We start from the raw sequence: 16,795 nt of genomic DNA on the forward strand, positions 1-16,795 counted from the left end.
GCGGGAGCCCGCGCCGCCCCCCCCCCCCCCCCCCCCCACCCGCTGTATCCCCTATCGGGTGGCCGGCCCGGGGGAGTGGGTCGGCGATGTCTGCTTGCGGCAATGCCGAAGCGCCTAAAGCGCCCGTCCAGCGCGTCCGGCCAGTTCGGTCACGAACTGCCAGGCAACCCGGCCTGAGCGCGCTCCGCGGCGCTTGGCCCATTCGAGCGCCGCGCTTTCATCGAATGCGAGGCCCAGCGCGGCAGCATAGCCCGCGACGATGGCCAGGTACTCGTCCTGGCTGCAGGCATGGAAGCCGATCGACAGCCCGAACCGGTCAGCCAGCGCCAGCTTATCGTCCACCGCATCGCGCGGGTTTATGGGATCGTCCTGTTCGGACAGATGCCGCGGCACGATCGCGCGGCGATTTGACGTAACCGCCAGCCGGACGTTGGCGGGGCGCGCCTCGACTCCGCCTTCAAGCCACGAGCGCAGCGCCCGCGGCCCGGCGCTGTCGCCATCCTCAAACCCCAGATCGTCGATGAAGACGAGGAAGCGGCGATCTACCTTGCCCAGTCCCGTGAACAGGCCGGAAAGCCCGTTCAGCGCTTCGGGCGCGACCTGGACCAGCGCTATTTTGACCGGATCCGCCTCTTGCGCCGCCCTGACCGCGGCGCGCAGCAGCGCCGACTTGCCCATGCCGCGCGCGCCCCACAGCAACATGTCATGCGCCGCGTGCCCTGCTGCCAGCCGCGCGACATTTTCGGTCACCAGTGCCTTTTGCGGATCGATCCCTTGCAGCAATGCCAGGGCGGGCGCGGCTATGGCTTCAACCGCGCGCGGTGCGGCATCCCAGACATAGGCCGGGGCCGAAAGCCAGTCCGCCGCACCGGGTTGCGGAGGCGAAAGCCGCTCAAGCGCCGCGGCGATTCGTTCGAGCGGATCGCTCACCCTGCCAACGCTCCGCTATCAAGCGCATAGAGCCCGGCGGCCCCGGCCATGGCCGAGCCTTTGAGGCCGCGCGCTTCGCCGGCTACGATCCGGGCAAAATAGTCGGCCACGGCGGCTTTGGCTGCGCCTCCTGCACCGTCGCGGGCCTGCCGCTGCAATTGCCATCCTGCCACGGCAACCGCGCACATCGTGCAGAACGGCACCGATCCCGCCAGGCGATCATCCAGGCTGGCGCTTTCGATCATCCAGCTTGCCACCGCCCGGCAATCCTCGGCCAGGGATGCAAGTTCCGGCACAGCGGCGCAATCGCGCGCAATCTCGGCCAACAATGCCGTCACGACGCCGCCACCATCGTAGCCGAGCTTGCGGGTAACCAGATCGGCCGCCTGGATGCCGTTGGTGCCTTCATAGATCGGTGCGATCCGGGCATCGCGCAGGTGCTGCGCCGCGCCGGTTTCTTCGATGAAGCCCATCCCGCCGTGGATTTGCACACCCAGGCCCGCAACTTCACAGCCGATATCGGTGCCCCAGGCCTTCAGCATCGGCACCAGACAATCGGCGCGCGCCTGCGCCGCCTCGATACCCAGCGCACCGCGATCAACCTGCCCGCTGGTATAATAGAGCAGTGCCCGCGCGCCTTCGGTCAGCGCGCGCATCCGCATCAGCATGCGCCGCACGTCGGGATGCTCGATGATCGCCACCGGGCTTTTGTCGGGCGATCCGGCGCGCACGCCCTGCACCCGCTCGGCGGCATAGCGGGCGGCCTGCTGCAAAGCGCGCTCGGCAATCTGCACGCCCTGGCTGCCGACATTGATCCGCGCCGAATTCATCATCGTGAACATGGCCTTCAGGCCCTCGTTCTCACGCCCCACCAGTTCGCCGATGCATTGGTCGTTATCGCCAAAGCTCATCACGCAGGTCGGGCTGGCCATGATCCCGAGCTTATGTTCGAGGCTGACGCATCTGAGATCATTGCGCGCGCCCGGACTGCCATCGCCCGCCAAATGATATTTGGGCACCACAAACAGGCTGATCCCGCGCGAGCCTGCGGGCGCGCTGAGGGTCCGGGCCAAAACGAGATGGATCACGTTGGCGGCAAGATCGTGCTCGCCCCAGGTGATGAAGATCTTGGTTCCCTTGATGCTGTAAGTGCCATCGCCGCGCGGGGTGGCGGAGGTGCGCAGCGCACCGACATCCGATCCGGCCTGCGGTTCTGTCAGGTTCATCGTGCCTGACCATTCGCCGCTGATCAGCCTGGCCAGATAGGTGGCCTTCTGCTGATCGCTGCCGTGGTGCGCCAGCGCCTCGATCGCGCCGACGGTGAGCATTGGCAGCAGCGAAAAGGCCATGTTGGCTGCACCGAGGTTTTCGAGCACATTGGCCGCCAGCGTGAATGGCAACCCTTGCCCGCCATAGGCCGGATCGCCCGAAATCGCGTTCCAGCCCTGTTCGACATAGGCCTTGTAGGCGGCATCGAACCCGGCAGGCAGAGAGACCGTGCCATTGGCGAGCTTCGCGCCTTCGCGGTCACCGATCCAGTTGAGCGGCGCAAATTCGCCTGCGGCAAACTGGCCGATCCCTTCGACAATCGCTTCAACCAGGTCGAAGCTGGCGCTGGAAAATCGGTCATGGCCGGCCAGATCCTCGATCCCGGCATTAACCCGGATGGCAAGCAACTGATCGGCGGTGGGGGCAGTGAAGGTCATCGTGGCTCTCGCGCTTTTCCTTGGCTTTGCTGCCTATCGCCTATAGCGGGAGCGCATGTCCGGCAAGCGTTCAGGCCCCGAAGTGCAGGTTGCTGATGCTGCAGGAATTGCCGCTGCGGCCATGCTGCTGCGCGAAGGCAAGCCGGTCGCAGTGCCAACCGAGACCGTCTATGGGCTGGCCGCGCGGGCCGATAGCGATAGCGCCGTAGCGACAATCTATGCCGCCAAGGGTCGGCCTTCGTTCAATCCGCTGATCGTGCATGTCCGCGATCGCAATCAGGGCGAGACGATCGCCGGGTTCGATTCGCGGGCCAAGGCGCTGGCTGCCGCGTTCTGGCCAGGCGCACTAACCATGGTCCTGCCGCTTCGCCCCGATGCGCGAATCGCTGCGGCGGTGACCGCCGGATTGCCGACGATTGCACTGCGCTGTCCGGCGCATCCGGTGATCCGCGCCGTGCTGATCGCAACCGGGTTGCCGCTGGCCGCACCATCGGCCAACCGTTCGGGCGGGGTCAGTCCGACCACTGCGGCACACGTGGCCAAATCGCTGGCCGGGCGGATCGAACTGGTGCTGGATGGGGGGGCGTGTGAAACCGGTCTTGAAAGTACCATCGTTGCATTGCGCGATGATGGCGGCTGGCAAGTGCTGCGTTTGGGGCCGATCACGGCAGAGCAGATCGCCTTGGTGCTCAACGCCGCGCCTGACGTCATGAGCGCAGCAAAGATCGAAGCCCCGGGGCAGCTGGAACGCCACTATTCACCCGGAAAGCCGGTGCGGCTCGGTGCTGAAACGGGCGCGCACGATGAATTCATGATCGGTTTCGGGGCCGTCGATGGCGCAATCAATCTCAGCCCTGCGGGCGATCTCAACGAAGCGGCAACGCGGCTTTACGATTGCCTGCACCAGGCAGCAGCGGCGGCGCAGCCGCGCATTGCCGTGGCACCGGTTCCTGAACGGGGGATCGGCGCGGCCATCAACGATCGCCTGCGCCGCGCTGCAGCCTGACTATTTACCGGGCAGCACCGGCAGCTGAGGACGGATTTCTTCCATCTGGGCCGCGATCCCGTCGCGCCGCGCGCAGGCCTGGGCATCGCCCGTGCCGCAGCGCTGGTCTTGCTTGTCGTATGCCCGCGACAGCTTGCCATAGCGCTCTTCCAGCTTGCGCAGGTCACGCCCCCGATTCTGGTCGGCCTCGGACTGGCTGGTCGTCGCCAAGTCTATGCCTTTGCTGACGACCCGGACTGGAGCCGTGGCGACGTTGACCAGCGTGCCTGCGACACAGCCGCCAAGCGCCAGGATTGCAAGCAGGCAGAAGACAAGGCGGCGCATCGATTACTCCAGAGTGCCGAAGCATCTTGGCGCAACCGCAGTTGCCGAAGGCTTAACCGGCGCTTCGGCCTATCGCATTTCGGCTGCGGGTCAGGGTTTGGGCGCCGCGGGCGGTTCCGGGGCCGGTCGATTTGGGGCATCCTCCTGCTTGACTCCGGCCTCGCAGACCAGCTTGCCCGAACCCATCGCGCTGACGGTGCAGCGCGCGCGGCCCTTCACGGTGACCGTGCCCGATCCCATGATCGTCGCATCGACCTCGCCGTCCGAGGCGAACGCCGCGCCGCCCGATCCGGCGATGGTTACCTTGGCCTTGGGCGTGCGCACCGCATCGAGCCGGGCGTTGCCGCTGCCCAGGATCGTCAGCTCAAGAGCGTCGACATTGCCGGCCGCGCGCATCGCGCCCGAACCCGGCATGGTCACGTCAAGCTTGCCGCCGCCCAGATCGCGCGCTTCCAGCTCGCCCGATCCGGCAATCACCACTTTGGCATCGCGGCCCAGCGCAGGGGCCAGGATCGATCCCGAGCCGAACATCCCGACTTCGCGCGGGGCCGGCATCGTCACATGAATCACGGCCGTCTTGCCGCCGCTTGAAAAAACCCTGTCGGCGCGCAGGATGCCCAGCGTTCCGTCCTTGAGCGTAAAGCGGACCCGCTCCACCGCTTCAGGATCGCCATCGACCGTGATTGCCAGTTTGTCGCCCTGGGTCAGTTCGACCCGGTCCGGCCCGAACATCGCCAGTTCATCGGGCACCGGGCCCGACAGATCGAGCTCGGACAGCTTCTTGCCCTCCTCACCGTTGATCTTGATCGAGCTGCTGTCGCAGCCGGCCAACCCGGCAGCCAGGGCCACCGCGAAAACCGGGGCGAGCGATTTGAGGATAGGACCGAACTTCATGGCATGACTCCGCGTTTGTGTATTACTGACATAATACGGCAAGGCGGAACGCGCAAGAGGGCGAATCAAAAAGGGCCGCCCCGGCTGGGACGGCCCTTTTGGTTCGCCAGGCAGGCGCGATCAGACGGTCGCAGCGGCTTCGGCGTAGTACCTTGGCGCGTGCTCGTTAAGGATCGCCAGGATCTTCTTGAGCGCGGTCGGCTCATCGGTCTTTTCCATCGCAGCCAGTTCGCGCGCGAGGCGCGAGGAGGCGGCTTCGAAGATCTGCCGCTCCGAGTAAGACTGTTCGGGCTGATCGTCAGCGCGGAACAGATCGCGGGTTACTTCGGCGATCGACACCAGGTCGCCCGAATTGATCTTGGCTTCGTATTCCTGGGCGCGGCGCGACCACATGGTGCGCTTGACCTTGGGCTTGCCCTTCAGGGTATCGAGCGCTTCGCGCAGGGTCTTGTCCGAAGACAGCTTGCGCATCCCGATCGCTTCAACTTTGCCAACGGGAACGCGCAGCGTCATGCGTTCCTTTTCGAACCGCAGCACATAGAGTTCGAGCTGCATTCCGGCAATTTCCTGCTCCAGAATTTCCATTACCCGGCCCACGCCGTGCTTGGGGTAAACAACGTAGTCGCCAACATCGAAGGCATTCGCCTTGGTCACCATGCAAAATCCTTTTCATTCGCCGGAGCAGTTCGCGGCCGCTGCGCACCCAGGGGTCAATTGCTGGCTATACGGACCAAGGCATCAAGCCCTGTCCCGCTGCTGCATCCGACCATTTGCGTGAGTCCGGCCTTTCCAGCTGCGTGAAGCGACGAGCCCGAATCCCGCCACCTGTGGTGATTATATAACACTTCCGCAACAATATTGCCAGTGGGCAGAATCAGGACGTTCTTTCCGCCTGACGGCAGTGCGGACAAGCATTCGCTTGTCCTTTCAACACCAGCCCGCTCCCCCGGCCCGACCACCCGTTACATGGTACCCTTGGGGTGGTCGGGCCGGGGGAGCGGGCTGGTGTTGAAAGCTGGTCGCGGAGGCGACCAGCGCACCTGAGAAAAATCAGTCGCCTTCACCGGGTTCGGCCGAGAAGTACTTGTCGAACTTGCCGTCCTCGCCCTTGTGCTCATCAGCATCGGCGGGCGAATCCTTCTTGGTGGTCAGGTTGGGCCATTCGGCCGAATACTTGGTGTTAAGCTCAAGCCACTGTTCCAGGCCGCTTTCGGTATCGGGCAGGATCGCTTCGGCCGGGCATTCGGGTTCGCAGACCCCGCAATCGATGCATTCGCTGGGATTGATCACCAGCATGTTTTCGCCTTCGTAGAAGCAATCGACGGGACAGACCTCGACGCAGTCCATATACTTGCACTTGATGCAGGCGTCGGTGACGACATAGGTCATGGCAGTGGGTCCCCAAATTTGGCCGACGGGCCGTTTGTTGTTTCGCCTGCTATGGGATTTGCCAAGCGCTCGTCAAGCACCCGGTAACAGGCATGGGCTTCTTCAGCCGGGCCGCGGCGGCTGGGCAAGGCCAGAATTTCGATCACGTGGACCTGGCTGTGCAGCGGCAGGGTCAGTACATCACCGGGTTTGATCGCCTGCCCGGGCTTTTCGATCCGCCGGCCGTTGAGCCGCATGTGCCCGGCCAAGACCCAGTCGTGGGCAAGATTGCGGCTTGCCGAAAAGCGCAGGAACCACAGCAATCTGTCGGCCCGCATCAGCGCAAAAGCTCGGCAAAGACGTTACCCGGCACCGCGGGAGCAGGCACCGTGGCGCGATCGGGCAGGGCGCGGCGAAGTGGCTGCCAGCGCCACAGCAACGGTCGCGGCGGGCCAAAACGTCCTGCGGCCAGCGGCTGGGGCACGGCGGCGCGAAAACCGCCGAGGCGCAGCAGCCCGGCATAGCTGGCCGTGCTCAGCCCGGTTGAAACCGCCCGCGCCGGATCGAGCACGAAGCCTTTGCCGCCCGCGGCCATGCGCGCCTCATGCGCGCCGCGCAGCAGTTTTTCGGCCATGTCGATGCGCAGCGCCTGCTTGCCCAGCGAGCGATAGCCCGGCGGTGGTCCTGCCTTTGCCGTTAGCGGGATGACTGGCGGCATAGATGGCACCGGTGCAGGCAGGGTTGCGCCGCCCACCGCTTTCAGGCTGCGCCACGCACCAAGCGCGGCAGGACGCAGCAGTTCGGGCACGAACAGATCGAGCGTGCCGACCCTGACGCCCAGCCGGGTCAGCAGCTTGCGCTGACCCGGCTGGAGCTGATCGAGCCCGGCACCATCGCGCTCCAGAATACCGCCCGCATCGACCAGACGGATCAAAAGCGCACGCAGCTGCGGCCCGGTCGCCGGATCGGACGAGGCAGCATCGATCCGGGCGAGCGGTTCCAGCGCGGCAAAGGCGCTGCCCAGCCACTTCGCAAGCCCGGCTTCCAGGGCGCGTTGCTGCTCACCCGCCAGACCGTCCAGGGTCTTGTCGAGCATGACACGCGGAACCAGCCGGCTGCGCCCTTCGCCAAGCCGCGCAATCATTTCGCCATCCCAGCACAGCTGGGTGCCGGCCAGCTCGAACCCTGCGGCCTCGTCGGCCAGCGACGCCAGCAGCGCATCGGCGCGCCTGGCGCGCAGTTCGGGCAAGTGGCGCTCGGCAGCCGCCAGCAGCAGCTTGCGATCGGCCAGCCGCGCCTGCGGATCGACCCGGAAACGGAAGCCCGCCAGGTGGCCAATCGGTTCGCCATCGACCCGCACTTCGTCACCATCGAGCGTGACCGGCAGCAGCGCCGCATCGCTTCCCAGCCTTTTCATCAACACCGCAGTGCGGCGATTGACGAAGCGTTCGGTCAGCCGGGCGTGCAGCGCATCCGAAAGCCGCGCTTCGGCGGCGCGGGCGCGCGCTGCCATTTCCTCGCGCGCCAGCACCCAGTCGGGGCGCTGGGCGATATAGGTCCAGCTGCGGATTGCGGCGATCCGCATCTGTAGCGTGTCGATATCGCCGGCGGGATTATCAAGCTCGGCGATCGAGCGGGCGATGTAATCGCTGCCAAGCGTGCCGTCCGCCAGATCCTGCCACAGCCGGGCCACGAAGCGGGCGTGGTTTTCTGCGCCGTACTGGCGGAAATCGGGCAAGCAGCAAACCGCCCACAGCCGCGTCACTTGCGCGCTCCCGCGCACCCTGGCGGCAATTTCAGGCTCTTCCGCAAGGCGTTTCAATACGGCGAGATCGATCGCCTCGGGGGCGAGGGCCAGTGCGCGGCTTGTCGGCGGGCGCGACAGGTCGGCGATCAGGCTGCCCAGCGACGAACAGTCGGGTTCGGGTTCGCGCCAGTATAGCCGGGTCAGCGGGGCGAAGCGGTGCTCTTCGATCGCATAGATTTCATCGGCGGTGAACGCGGCGTCATGGCTGCCGCTGCCGGCCAGTGTGCCGAATGTGCCATCACGCTGGTGCCGCCCGGCGCGCCCGGCGATCTGCGCCATTTCCGCGGTGGTCAGCCGGCGCTGGCGCTGTCCGTCGAATTTCGAAAGCCCGGCAAAGGCGACATGATCGATATCGAGATTAAGCCCCATTCCGATCGCATCGGTGGCGACCAGGTAATCGACCTCGCCCGATTGGTAGAGCGCGACCTGTTTGTTGCGCGTTTCCGGGCTGAGCGCGCCCATTACCACCGCCGCTCCGCCGCGGAACCGTCGCAGCATTTCGGCCACCGCATAGACCTGCTCGGCCGAGAAGGCGACCAACGCCGAACGCGGCGGGATCCGGCTCAACTTTTTCGCGCCCGAATGGCTCAACGTGGAAAAGCGCGGGCGGGTGATGATCTCCGCCTCGGGCAGCAGGGCCCTGACCATCGGTTCGATCGTTGCCGAGCCGAGCAGCATGGTTTCCTCGCGCCCGCGGGCATTGAGCATGCGGTCGGTAAAAATATGCCCACGCTCGCGGTCGGCGCCTAGCTGGACCTCGTCGATTCCCACGAAAGCCAGATCCGCGCTGACCGGCATGGCTTCGACTGTGCAGAGCAGATAGCGCGCGTGCTTGGGTTCGATCCGTTCCTCACCGGTGATCAGCGCGACCTTGTCGGCACCTTTGATCGCGCAGACCCGTTCGTAGACCTCGCGCGCCAAGAGCCGCAGCGGAAAGCCGATCGCGCCCGATGAATGCGCGCACATCCGTTCGATCGCGAGATGCGTCTTGCCGGTATTGGTCGGACCCAACACGGCCTTGAGCTCACAGGATTGGGCCGGCCTTGCTATCACACCGCGCAATGTGGTGCCGGCGGCGCGGCGCGGCAAGTGGGCGGCAGCCCGCTCTCCCCAATAAGCCGTGAAATGCGTGCGTAAATTAGGCTAAGTTTAACCAAACCGGTGCAGGGAGTTGGCATGCGTCAATGGCAGGGGGCGGGCTTTGTTCAAGCCGCGTGATGTTCCGCAATTTGGTCAGGGTGGTCCCGCTTTCGGCGCGGCGACGCTGACGCGTGCGCAGGAATATCGCGAAGCGCCGCCTGTTCCCGCCGGGGCAGCACCGCCGCCGCAAGGCCGTTTGGCGCAGTTGCGGACCACTGCCGCCCGGATCACGGAACAAGACTGGACCTGCGACCTTGCCGAAGACATCGGTTCTGTGCGCTGGTTTCGCGGGCTGGGCGTGCTGCTCGCGCTTGGCTTTGCCGCGCTGGTCCAGTGGCCCGATGCCAAGGCAATGGCAGCGCTGCCAGCCATGCCGGTTGATGCGGGTGCGCGCGAGGAATTCCGCGTCCAGATGATCCAGCCGCTGGCGCTGGGTGCTGACAGCGGCCGCCGGATGGCGGCCACCGCAGCGCTTGCCCCGGCCCAAGGCGTGGCTGAACGGGCCAGCGTTACATTCACCGCCACGCTTACCCAGGGTGACAGCTTCGAGCGCATGCTGGCCCGCGCCGGGGTCAGCCCGGGTGATGCGGCCAATGTGGTTGCGCTGGTTGCCGGGATTGTCCCGCCCCAGCAGATCGCGCCGGGCACACAGGTCGATCTGGTGCTGGCCAGTCAGGATAGCGGGCCGCGGCTGCTGCAACACCTCGATTTCCGGGCGCGGTTCGATCTCGATCTAAGCGTATCGCGGATCGGCGGGCAATTGCAGCTGCAAAGCCGGCCGATCGCGATCGACACCACCCCGCTGCGGATTCGCGGCACGGTGGGCAGCGGGATCTATCTTTCGGCCCGCGCGGCCGGTGCGCCGATCGAGGCGATCCAGCAGTACCTGCAAGTGCTCGATCAGCACATGAGCCTCGATACCGGGATCGAGGCCGGCGATACCTTCGATATCGTGGTCAATTTCCGCCGCGCTGCCAGCGGCGAGACACAAGTCGGCGAATTGCTGTTTGCCGGGCTTGAACATGATGGCCTGCCCAAGGCGCAATTGCTGCGCTGGGGCAAGGACGGGCAGTTCTTCGAAGCTTCGGGGATGGGCCAGCAGCGTACCGGGCTGATCATGCCGGTGGTTGGCGGGCGCGTTACCTCGGGCTTCGGGATGCGGCGCCATCCGGTGCTGGGCTATTCACGGCTTCACGCCGGGATCGATTTCGGTGCCGCGTATGGCTCGCCGATCTACGCCGTCAGCGACGGCCGGGTCAGCTTTTCGGGCTGGCACGGCGGGCACGGCAACTATGTGCGGCTTGAGCATGGTGGCGGCTTCGGCACCGGCTATGGCCACATGAGCCGGATCGCGGTGGCTTCGGGCACCCCGGTGCGCGCCGGGCAAGTGATCGGCTATGTCGGCTCGACCGGGCTCTCCACCGGCCCGCATCTGCATTACGAACTCTATCGAAATGGCACGCCGGTCAACCCGATGACGGTGAGCTTTACCGTGGTGAACCAGGTCGATCCGGCCGAGCTGTCGGCGTACAAATCACGGTTGGCGCAGATCAAGACCATCACCTCGGGCGCTGCGCTGACCAGCCTTGCGCCGCGTCAGGCCGCGATCGGCAGACCGGAGGCCCGGCGCGAAATCGATCGTCTGGGTTCCTGAACTTTCGTTGCGCCGCCCTGAGGCGCGCACTAAGACCCCCGCATGACATTTCCCGCCACCCGCCTGCGCCGCACCCGCGCCTCGACCTGGAGCCGCGCGCTGCACCGTGAAACCGCGCTGACTCCGGCCGATCTGATCTGGCCACTGTTCGTTACCCAGGGCAGCGGCGTGGAAGATCCGATTGCCTCGCTGCCGGGTGTGTCGCGCTGGTCGGTCGATCGCATCGTTCAGCGCGCCAGGGAAGCCATTGACCTGGGCATTCCGTGCCTGGCGCTGTTTCCCAATACCCAGGCCGATCGGCGCAGCGACGATGGCAAGGAAGCGCTCAATCCCGACAACCTGATGTGCACCGCGATCCGCGCGGTCAAGGATGCCTGCGGCGACAGCATTGGCGTGCTCACCGATGTCGCACTCGATCCCTATACCAGCCACGGGCAGGACGGGCTGGTCGACGGCGCGGGCAATGTGCTGAATGATGCAACGCTTGCGGTGCTGGTCGGGCAAAGCCTCAACCAGGCAGCGGCGGGGGCCGACGTGATCGCACCCAGCGACATGATGGACGGGCGGATTGGCGTGATCCGCGATGCGCTGGAAGATGGCGGCCACGCCAATGTCCAGATCATGAGCTACGCCGCCAAATATGCCAGCGCCTTCTATGGCCCGTTCCGCGATGCGGTGGGTTCGCGCGGGCTGCTGAAGGGTGACAAGAAGACCTATCAAATGGACCCGGCCAACGCCGAAGAAGCGTTGCGCGAGGTCGAGCTTGACCTTGCCGAAGGCGCCGACAGCGTGATGGTCAAGCCCGGGCTGCCCTATCTCGACATCGTCCGCCGGGTCAAAGACGCCTTCGAAGTGCCGGTTTTCGCCTACCAGGTGAGCGGCGAATACGCGATGATCGAACACGCTGTGGCGGCCGGTGCGGGGGACCGCGATGCGCTGGTGCTGGAAACGCTGCTGGCGTTCAAGCGGGCGGGCTGCAGCGGCGTGCTGACGTATCACGCGGCCCACGCTGCGCGGTTGCTCGGCTGACCCGGTGATCGAAACGGCCCGGTTGCTTTTGCGCGATTGGCGCGATGCGGACCGCGCGCCTTTCGCTGCGATGAGCGCCGATGGCGAAGTCATGCGCCACCTGAACGGGCCCACCGACCGTGCCGCCAGCGATGCCCTGATCGACCGGCTGCGCGGCGAGGCGCAGACGGGCAATACCTTCTGGGCGATCGAACGCCGGGCGGACGAGGCGCTGCTGGGCTTTTGCGGACTGCGCCGCGGCGGCCATGCCGGAACCCCAGTGGTCGATGTGCTTGAAATCGGCTGGCGGCTGCGCCGTGATGCCTGGGGCCAGGGCTATGCCCGCGAGGCGGCAGAAGCGTCGCTCGCATGGGGCTGGGCGCATTGTCCCGATTCTGAGATCTACGCCTGGACCGTGCTGGCCAACACCGGCTCGTGGGGCCTTATGGAGCGGCTGGGGATGCGTCGCCGGCCCGATTGCGATTTCGATCATCCCGTCTTTGCCAGCGATCATCCGCTGTCGCGCCACCTCGTCTATTCGATCGGGCGTCCGGCGTGAACGGGCAAGCCGCACCCGCCGCGCGCGGATTGTTCGTCGCGACGATCCTGACCGGCAGCTTTCTGCTGTTCCTGGTCCAGCCGATGGTGGCACGCATGGCCCTGCCGCGCCTTGGCGGTGCGCCTAACGTGTGGAACAGCGCGATGCTGGTCTATCAGGCGCTGCTGCTGGGCGGATATTGGTACGCGCACCGTCTGTCGCGGTTGCCGCTGCGCCGCCAGGCCCGGATCCACCTCGCGGTGTTCGTGCTGGCTGCGCTGACCCTGCCGGTCTCGCTGGCCACGCTCGCCCCGTCGGCCCCGGGCCGCGAAGTGTGGTGGGTGCCGCTGCTGTTCGCGCTCAGTATCGGCCCGGTGTTCTTCATGGTTTCGGCGCAGGCCCCGCTGATGCAGCGGTGGTACGCGCTACATCCGCAGGCCAGCGCGCCCTGGGCGCTCTATGCGGCCTCAAACCTTGGCAGCTTCGGCGGGCTGATCGCCTATCCGCTGCTGGCCGAACCGCTGCTTGCCCTGCACTGGCAAAGCTGGGCCTGGACGGCCGGCTATCTGCTACTGCTCGGCCTGATCGCGCTAGCTGCGCGGGCGCGGTGGAATGTTGGCGATGCAGGTAACATGATACCGCAAGCGCAGAAAAACTCGCAAATTCCGCGCCTGACCGTGGCGCACTGGATCGTTCTAGCAGCGGCTCCTTCGGGTTTGATGCTGGCCACGACCACGCACCTGACCACTGATGTTTTCGCCATGCCCTTGCTCTGGGTGATGCCGCTGGGGCTCTATCTGCTCAGCTTCGTGATCGCTTTTGCCGACCGGCGCGGGCCCGCCCGGTTGGTTTCGGCCTTGGCCTGGCTCGGCATTCTGACGGTCGGGCCGATGGCGGCGGTGTCCTATGGCTGGATGGGGATCGTGCCGCTGATCTGCAGCGTGGTGCTGCTGTTTCTGCTGTGCACCGCGCTCCACGCCCGGCTTTATGAACTGCGACCCGCGCCCGAGCTGCTGACCGCCTTCTATCTCGCGATGTCGGCAGGCGGCGCGCTGGGCGGGCTATTCACCGCGCTGATCGCGCCGCTGACGTTTGACTGGGTGTGGGAATATCCGCTGCTGGTGCTGGCCGCCGCCGTGCTACTGCCGCGCGGGCTGCTGCCCGATTGGCGCAATGCCGCAGGGCTCGATCCGGCGCTGCGCTGGCTGGCGCTGGGCGCGCTGGTGATGGCCGCCGGGATCTTGGGCTGGATGCTCTATAACGCCAATCTCTATGCCGAAACGCGCGGGCAGCGCTGGCCGCTGGCGGCTGCCATCGCGCTGGTCGGCATGGCGCTGGTGCCGTGGCGCAGTTTGGTCGTGGCCGTGCTGGCCGGAACGATGCTGGCGCAAGGCGGCTGGGACACGATCGACGAGACGCGCGAAGGCATTCGCACCCGCAGCTATTTCGGCATCTATACCTTGCGCGAACATCCCGAAACCAGGCGCCGCACACTGATGCACGGCACCACTGCGCATGGCGTGCAATCTACCGATCCGGCGCGCAAACGCACCCCGCTGGCCTATTACGGTCCATCATCCGGGGCAGGGATCGTGTTCAGCCACCCGCGCGCGCTGGTTTGCGCAGGCGCGCATTTCGGAGTGCTGGGGCTCGGCGCAGGTTCGCTGGCCTGTTTCCGCCAGAGCGATCAGAGGCTGACCGTGTTCGAGATTGATCCCGCGGTCCTGGCGCTCTCAACCAATGGCACGTTCACTTACCTGTCCGAATGTGCGCCGGCCGCGCGGGTGGTGCTGGGCGATGCCCGGCTTGAGCTGGCGCGCGAACCCAAGGGCAGCTTTGACCTGCTGGCGATCGATGCTTTCTCGTCCGATTCGGTGCCGATGCACCTGTTTACGCACGAGGCTTTCGGGGTCTATCTGGATGCGCTGAGCCCGCGCGGGGTGATGATGGTCCACATCTCGAACAATTTCATCGATCTTGAACCGGCGCTTTCAGCCGAGCTCAAGGCGCGGGGGTTGGCCGCGGCGGTGCGCGATGACAATCCCTACGATACTGCTGATTACTGGGCGACCTCGTGGGTTGCAGTCAGCCGCGATCCGGCGCAGATCGCCAGGATCAAGGCGCTGGCCCCGCAATACGAATGGCGCGCGATCGGCAAGCCTGCGCCGCAGGTCTGGCGCGATGACTATGCCTCGATCCTGCCCTATATCACCTGGAAGAACTTCGTAGGAATCCGCTGATGCACCGACCCGACACCACGATCATGGCCTTTGGTGGCAAGGCCCCGAGGATCCACGACAGCGCCTTCATCGCGCCGGGCTGCCGGATCATCGGCGATGTCGAGATCGGCCCCGATGCCAGCATCTGGTACAATTGCGTGCTGCGCGGCGATGTGACGCGGATCGTTATCGGCGCGCGCAGCAATGTTCAGGACGGCACCGTGATCCACTGCGATGGACCGATGCCCGGCGCGCCCGATGGCTTTCCCACGCTGATCGGCGATGATGCGCTGATCGGCCATATGGCGATGCTTCACGGCACGGTGATCGAGGACAAGGGCTTCGTCGGGTTCGCTGCGCAGACCATGAACGGCTGCGTGATCGAGCGCGAAGGGATGCTGGCGGCGGGGGCACTGTTGGCGCCGGGCAAACGCATCCCCGCCCGGCAATTGTGGAGCGGGCGCCCCGCGACTTTCATGCGCGACCTGGACGACCGGATGATCGCCGGGCTGCAGATGGGCGTCGGCCACTATGTCGAAAACGCGCGGCGCCACGCCGCGCTTTACGATGGCCAGATCGATGGCACGGCCGAAGGCTGATTTCCCGGCCGCCGCGGCGATCCGCGCGCTGGCCGACGCCCAGGGGCGGCTGGCGCTGCGGGTGACGCCGGGGGCAAGGTACGAAAGCATCGCGCTGGGCGAAGGCGTGGTCGTGATCAAGGTGCTGAGCAAAGCCGAAGACGGCAAGGCCAACCAGGCCGTGCTGGAACTGCTCGCCAGGGTGCTGGGCATTGCGACGTCAAGCCTTCGCATGTTGCGCGGCGCAACTGGCCGCGACAAGCTGGTTCAGCTTGATTAGGGCGCGCGACCGGGCAAGGCCCGCGCGGCCAGACTCAACACTGCAGCCACAATGGCAGCGATCCACAAGGCAACACCTGGCCAGTTGACGAATGCCAGCGCACCCAGCGTCGCCCCGCAGGCCAGTGCAATCCATAGCAGCAGCCAATCGCCCCACGGGTCCGCCGTACGGCGTTGCAGAAGGGCAGCCAGCCCCTGACCCAGTTTGACCAGTGCCCCGGTCATATAAGTGATCCCTACCGAGACCTTCCCGCCGCTTTGGAAACTGTTGTTGAGCGCGCCCATTGCCGCCGCGAGCACGATCAGCGCGGCGCGCCCATCGCCAGCCCCGAAAAGCCATGCGGCAAAAGCCAGTCCGGTCGCTACGCCCGCCAGCAACGGCGGTTTATGCCGGCCGGGAATGCGACCCGACAGCAATGCGCCGGCCAGAACCCCGGCCACGAAACTGATTGCCAGCAGGGCCGGGAACACGGCAGCGGCGGGTTCGCGTGCCAGCTCGACCCCCAGCCGGGTGGTATTGCCAGACATGAACGAGACAAAATAGCGATCTGCCGAGAGATAGCCCGCTGCGTCAACAAAACCGGCCAAACCCGCAAGAGCGAGGGCTAGGTGACGGCGCGGCCGATCAAGGTTCTGCATGGCGGCAGGCTAGCGGATATAGCTTGCCTGCGCCACAGGCAGAAGGTTCAGTCGCTTTCGCTGCCCGGCTCCTGCGCCGCCTTGGGCTTGCGCTTGGCCTTGGGTTTGGACGCGGGGGCTTCGGCGGTCTTTTTCGCCCTCCTGTCGAGCTTGGGCGGGGCCGGGGTCAGCTCGAAGGCGAGTGCCTCTTCCTTGACCGAAACGTGCACTTCGCCGCCGTTGCGCAATTTGCCGAACAGCAGTTCCTCGGCCAGCGGTTGCTTGACTTTCTCCTGGATCAGCCGGGCCATCGGCCGGGCGCCATAGAGCTTGTCATAGCCGCGCTTGCCCAGCCATTCGCGGGCATCCGAATCGAACTGGATGTGGACGTTCTGGTCGGCCAGCTGCAGCTCCAACTGGAGCACGAACTTTTCAACCACCCGCGCAATCACTTCGGTGCCGAGATAGGCAAACGGCACGATCGCATCGAGCCGGTTGCGGAATTCGGGGCTGAACATCCGCTTGACCGCCTCGTCGCCGGCGTCTTCCTTGGAGACATTGCCGAAGCCGATGCCCTGGCTGGCCATGTCCGAGGCCCCGGCATTGGTGGTCATGATCAGCACGACATTGCGGAAATCGACCGTCTTGCCGTGGTGATCGGTGAGCCGACCGTTGTCCATCACTTGGAGCAGGATGTTGAACAGATCGGGGTGAGCCTTTTCGATT

The 16,795-nt window shown here is 65.7% G+C and carries 17 protein-coding genes; 7 read left to right on the top strand and 10 right to left on the bottom strand.

From position 1 onward, the window contains the following. Positions 1–114 precede the first annotated feature (114 nt). Together RMN99_RS01655 and RMN99_RS01660 are read right to left on the bottom strand one after the other, a co-directional pair. Entirely contained in the window at positions 115–930 is an 816-nt protein-coding gene (locus tag RMN99_RS01655; RefSeq protein ID WP_309621550.1) for a DUF815 domain-containing protein, read from the bottom strand. Next, a complete protein-coding gene (locus tag RMN99_RS01660; protein ID WP_309621551.1) occupies positions 927–2,636 on the bottom strand; it encodes an acyl-CoA dehydrogenase family protein in 1,710 nt (569 codons plus the stop codon). The genes RMN99_RS01655 and RMN99_RS01660 overlap by 4 nt, the downstream gene beginning before the upstream one ends. Before the next feature lie 55 nt (positions 2,637–2,691). On the opposite strand from RMN99_RS01660, the gene RMN99_RS01665 reads away from it, so the two are divergent. Further along, the gene (locus tag RMN99_RS01665) at positions 2,692–3,642 is read left to right on the top strand and encodes an L-threonylcarbamoyladenylate synthase (protein ID WP_309621552.1); all 951 of its coding nucleotides are present in this window, start codon (positions 2,692–2,694) and stop codon (positions 3,640–3,642) included. On the opposite strand, the gene RMN99_RS01670 is transcribed toward RMN99_RS01665, so the two are convergent. From RMN99_RS01670 to RMN99_RS01695, 6 genes are all read right to left on the bottom strand, one after another. Next, positions 3,643–3,966, bottom strand: coding sequence for a hypothetical protein (locus RMN99_RS01670; protein WP_309621553.1), 324 nt, complete (start codon positions 3,964–3,966; stop codon positions 3,643–3,645). A gap of 90 nt (positions 3,967–4,056) precedes the next feature. After that, entirely contained in the window at positions 4,057–4,860 is an 804-nt protein-coding gene (locus tag RMN99_RS01675; RefSeq protein ID WP_309621554.1) for a head GIN domain-containing protein, read from the bottom strand. A gap of 120 nt (positions 4,861–4,980) precedes the next feature. After that, positions 4,981–5,517 carry a CarD family transcriptional regulator gene (locus tag RMN99_RS01680; protein WP_309621555.1) on the bottom strand — a complete coding sequence of 179 codons (537 nt, stop codon included), beginning with the start codon at positions 5,515–5,517 and terminating at the stop codon, positions 4,981–4,983. Positions 5,518–5,910: 393 nt separating this feature from the next. Beyond that, positions 5,911–6,249: a ferredoxin FdxA gene (gene fdxA / locus RMN99_RS01685; RefSeq protein WP_309621556.1), complete on the bottom strand. Its 339-nt coding sequence runs from the start codon at positions 6,247–6,249 to the stop codon at positions 5,911–5,913. Continuing rightward, positions 6,246–6,566, bottom strand: coding sequence for an RNA-binding S4 domain-containing protein (locus RMN99_RS01690; RefSeq protein WP_309621557.1), 321 nt, complete (start codon positions 6,564–6,566; stop codon positions 6,246–6,248). The genes fdxA and RMN99_RS01690 overlap by 4 nt, the downstream gene beginning before the upstream one ends. Beyond that, positions 6,566–9,049, bottom strand: a complete 2,484-nt coding sequence (locus RMN99_RS01695; protein WP_409035222.1) for a helicase-related protein — start codon at positions 9,047–9,049, stop codon at positions 6,566–6,568. The genes RMN99_RS01690 and RMN99_RS01695 overlap by 1 nt, the downstream gene beginning before the upstream one ends. A 187-nt stretch (positions 9,050–9,236) precedes the next feature. Here RMN99_RS01695 and RMN99_RS01700 point away from each other — a divergent pair, with 187 nt between their 5' ends. The 6 genes from RMN99_RS01700 to RMN99_RS01725 are packed head-to-tail and all read left to right on the top strand — an operon-like array spanning position 9,237 to position 15,452. After that, entirely contained in the window at positions 9,237–10,829 is a 1,593-nt protein-coding gene (locus RMN99_RS01700) for a M23 family metallopeptidase (protein WP_309621558.1), read from the top strand. A 42-nt stretch (positions 10,830–10,871) separates the two neighbouring features. Then, a complete protein-coding gene (gene hemB, locus RMN99_RS01705) occupies positions 10,872–11,858 on the top strand; it encodes a porphobilinogen synthase (protein ID WP_309621559.1) in 987 nt (328 codons plus the stop codon). A 4-nt stretch (positions 11,859–11,862) separates the two neighbouring features. Further along, entirely contained in the window at positions 11,863–12,396 is a 534-nt protein-coding gene (locus RMN99_RS01710) for a GNAT family N-acetyltransferase (RefSeq protein ID WP_309621560.1), read from the top strand. Beyond that, a complete protein-coding gene (locus RMN99_RS01715) occupies positions 12,393–14,615 on the top strand; it encodes a fused MFS/spermidine synthase (protein WP_309621561.1) in 2,223 nt (740 codons plus the stop codon). Before RMN99_RS01710 ends, RMN99_RS01715 begins: the two co-directional genes overlap by 4 nt. Next, positions 14,615–15,193, top strand: coding sequence for a gamma carbonic anhydrase family protein (locus RMN99_RS01720; protein WP_309621562.1), 579 nt, complete (start codon positions 14,615–14,617; stop codon positions 15,191–15,193). The genes RMN99_RS01715 and RMN99_RS01720 overlap by 1 nt, the downstream gene beginning before the upstream one ends. After that, positions 15,174–15,452, top strand: coding sequence for a DUF167 domain-containing protein (locus RMN99_RS01725; RefSeq protein ID WP_309621563.1), 279 nt, complete (start codon positions 15,174–15,176; stop codon positions 15,450–15,452). The genes RMN99_RS01720 and RMN99_RS01725 overlap by 20 nt, the downstream gene beginning before the upstream one ends. Here the strand turns inward: RMN99_RS01725 and RMN99_RS01730 are convergent. Further along, positions 15,449–16,090 (bottom strand): YoaK family protein, encoded by a 642-nt coding sequence (locus RMN99_RS01730; protein WP_309621564.1) that lies wholly within the window; start codon positions 16,088–16,090, stop codon positions 15,449–15,451. The two genes, RMN99_RS01725 and RMN99_RS01730, sit on opposite strands and share 4 nt — an antisense overlap. Positions 16,091–16,137: 47 nt before the next feature. Further along, positions 16,138–16,795, bottom strand: a 658-nt coding sequence (locus tag RMN99_RS01735; RefSeq protein ID WP_309621565.1) for an AAA family ATPase, incomplete at its 5' end; no start/stop codon positions are given.

Source organism: Novosphingobium sp. (assembly GCF_031417815.1).
GTDB lineage: Bacteria > Pseudomonadota > Alphaproteobacteria > Sphingomonadales > Sphingomonadaceae > Novosphingobium.

Excerpts from the sequence above, each read along its gene's own strand:
- RMN99_RS01720 (WP_309621562.1), top strand. The coding sequence starts at position 14,615 with ATGCACCGACCCGACACCACGATCATGGCCTTTGGTGGCAAGGCCCCG.
- RMN99_RS01665 (WP_309621552.1), top strand. The coding sequence starts at position 2,692 with ATGTCCGGCAAGCGTTCAGGCCCCGAAGTGCAGGTTGCTGATGCTGCA.
- RMN99_RS01690 (WP_309621557.1), bottom strand. The coding sequence starts at position 6,566 with ATGCGGGCCGACAGATTGCTGTGGTTCCTGCGCTTTTCGGCAAGCCGC.
- RMN99_RS01675 (WP_309621554.1), bottom strand. The coding sequence starts at position 4,860 with ATGAAGTTCGGTCCTATCCTCAAATCGCTCGCCCCGGTTTTCGCGGTG.
- RMN99_RS01670 (WP_309621553.1), bottom strand. The coding sequence starts at position 3,966 with ATGCGCCGCCTTGTCTTCTGCCTGCTTGCAATCCTGGCGCTTGGCGGC.
- hemB (WP_309621559.1), top strand. The coding sequence starts at position 10,872 with ATGACATTTCCCGCCACCCGCCTGCGCCGCACCCGCGCCTCGACCTGG.
- RMN99_RS01730 (WP_309621564.1), bottom strand. The coding sequence starts at position 16,090 with ATGCAGAACCTTGATCGGCCGCGCCGTCACCTAGCCCTCGCTCTTGCG.
- fdxA (WP_309621556.1), bottom strand. The coding sequence starts at position 6,249 with ATGACCTATGTCGTCACCGACGCCTGCATCAAGTGCAAGTATATGGAC.
- RMN99_RS01725 (WP_309621563.1), top strand. The coding sequence starts at position 15,174 with ATGGCACGGCCGAAGGCTGATTTCCCGGCCGCCGCGGCGATCCGCGCG.
- RMN99_RS01680 (WP_309621555.1), bottom strand. The coding sequence starts at position 5,517 with ATGGTGACCAAGGCGAATGCCTTCGATGTTGGCGACTACGTTGTTTAC.
- RMN99_RS01660 (WP_309621551.1), bottom strand. The coding sequence starts at position 2,636 with ATGACCTTCACTGCCCCCACCGCCGATCAGTTGCTTGCCATCCGGGTT.